Here is a 2,121-nt window from a genome sequence, read left to right on the forward strand (position 1 = left end):
TCCGCCTTGCGGCAATCCGCTGGGATCCACGTCACCTGGTTGCCGGTCATTTCGTGAATTTCGTGGGCCGCGCGCTTCAGGTCTTCCTCTCGACGCGCGGTGATCACAACGCTGGCGCCCTCTGCGGCGAGTGTGCGCGCGATACCAAGACCAATTCCCTGGCTGCCACCGCCGACGATCGCCACCTTCCCTTTTAGTTGGAGGTTCATTGCGTCTCCTCGCCGGCGAGAAAGCGCTCGGCGTTCAGATAGAACACACTTTCAAGGACTTCCTGCGCATAGCCTTCCTTCTCCCAATCGGCGCGCAATCGATTGTAGGAGTAGAGGGGATAATCGGCCCCAAACATCACGCGATTACGCAGACGTCGGCTGATTTCATGCTTAAGGTCGGTCGTAAAGTACTTGGGAGACCACCCGTGCAGTTCGTACCATATATTGCGCTTATGCATTAAAACTGCGATGGTTTCCGTCTGCCATGGCCACCCAGGGCGTGCCGCGACTATGCGAAGCGACGGAAACTTCGCCGCGACGAAATCGAGATGACGCGGATGACAATTGTCGAGCAGTATTCCGCCTCCGCCAGGCAGTCCTGCGCCTAGTCCGGTGGTGCCGACGAAAATCAACACTGGCGTTCCGGTCTGCGCACAAAGATCGTAGAAGGGAAACCAGATAGGGTCGCTCGCAGGAGCGGACCCCGAACCCGACACCGCGTAACCGACAAAACCCGGGGCTGCCTCGATGCACCGACGCAACTCCCGCACGCCCGCGTCGCGATTCAACGGATCAACATGCAGCCAATGCCCGGCGATTACGTCCATGCCTTTGCGCTGGACGTCGAACGAATAGTCATGCAACGGCGCGACTTCTTCGATCGGTATGTATTTGGTGTAGCCCAAATCTAGGACAACGCGCGCGTCGTTGTCTCGGAAGTGCTGGACCATTTCCGCCTCCGAGTGGTAGACGGGTTCAGAATTCCATGTCTTCTTTTGCTGCGCAAGCTCTTCGGGCGTTCGCAACGGAAAGCCGCGGCGCGTGCCCCAATGCGAGTGCATATCGACGATTTTCATATTTGGTCCACCTATATATGCGACCGCGCTGGAAGCCGCGGTCCCCGAGGGGCAACCACGGCCCCGACCAAAACACCACCAAGACCGCGCCTGACTGAGCGCTCAGTATACTCCGCGCGACGCTTTCGTCAATATCTCGCCAGAACGGCTCTGCGAAGGGCAATTCATGCCTCGTCCCTGAAGTCGTGCGAAGCCGCGTCTTGCCGTCGGGTTTAGGGTCTGCAAGACAGACATGACACACCTATTAGTGACTTAACGTCACTAATGAAGTGCTTAGCGAGGTATTTTGCTTGTTGGCGCCGACATCGAGAATGGTGCCCAGACCGATCCGATAACCAAGGTCATCGTCCTTATACTGGAGAAAACATGTCTTTCCGACTTCAACGCCGCGCTCTACTTAAGAGCGCATCCTGTCTGCTGGCTGCGGCAACATTGGCGCCACTGCAAGCGCGCAGCGCGAGCGCTGCCACGAGTAGGCACCAATCTGCTGCCATTTCGAAGTCCACTGCACGATTCGACTCGATCGACGCATCCCTCCGCAAAGCGGTCGACGACAGCACAGTAGCCGGGGTGGTTGCGATAGGAGCGACGGAGCAAGGCGTCGTTTACTCGGGTCATGCCGGTCATGCAGATGCCGAACGCTTGAGGCCTATAACGGGAGACTCGATCTTCTGGCTCGCCTCGATGACCAAGGCAATCACTGCAACGGCGTGCATGCAGCTCGTCGAGCAGGGAAGGCTCAAGCTCGAACAACCCGCCTCGGAACTGCTGCCGCAACTAAGAACGCCGCAGATCCTCGAAGGATTCGACACAGCGGGTCATCCAATACTGCGGCCAGCGCGCAATGCGATCACGGTCCGTCATCTGCTCACGCATACTTCCGGCTTCACCTACAGCATCTGGAGCGACCGCCTCACCGAGTACGAGAAAGCGACCGGAATGCCAGATATTGGCTACTCGCTAAATGGTGCGTTTGCGGCACCGCTCGAATTCGAACCGGGCGAGCGTTGGCAGTATGGGATTAGCATGGACTGGGTTGGCAAGCTGGTCGAGGC

3 protein-coding genes are annotated in these 2,121 nt (G+C 58.1%); 1 reads left to right on the plus strand and 2 read right to left on the minus strand.

What is annotated here, in order from left to right; all coding sequences use genetic code 11:
- Both NCT32_RS36715 and NCT32_RS36720 read right to left on the minus strand, forming a co-directional pair.
- On the minus strand, nt 1-209 hold a 209-nt coding region (locus NCT32_RS36715; protein ID WP_250491411.1), incomplete at its 3' end, for an SDR family NAD(P)-dependent oxidoreductase.
- Nucleotides 206-1,066, minus strand: a complete 861-nt coding sequence (locus NCT32_RS36720; protein ID WP_061122011.1) for an amidohydrolase family protein — start codon at nt 1,064-1,066, stop codon at nt 206-208. The genes NCT32_RS36720 and NCT32_RS36715, both read right to left, overlap by 4 nt.
- Before the next feature lie 366 nt (nt 1,067-1,432).
- Between NCT32_RS36720 and NCT32_RS36725 the strand changes: the two genes are divergently transcribed.
- Nucleotides 1,433-2,121, plus strand: a 689-nt coding sequence (locus tag NCT32_RS36725; RefSeq protein WP_250491532.1) for a serine hydrolase, incomplete at its 3' end; no start/stop codon positions are given.

The organism is Caballeronia sp. INML2, assembly GCF_023631365.1.
Taxonomy (GTDB): domain Bacteria; phylum Pseudomonadota; class Gammaproteobacteria; order Burkholderiales; family Burkholderiaceae; genus Caballeronia; species Caballeronia turbans.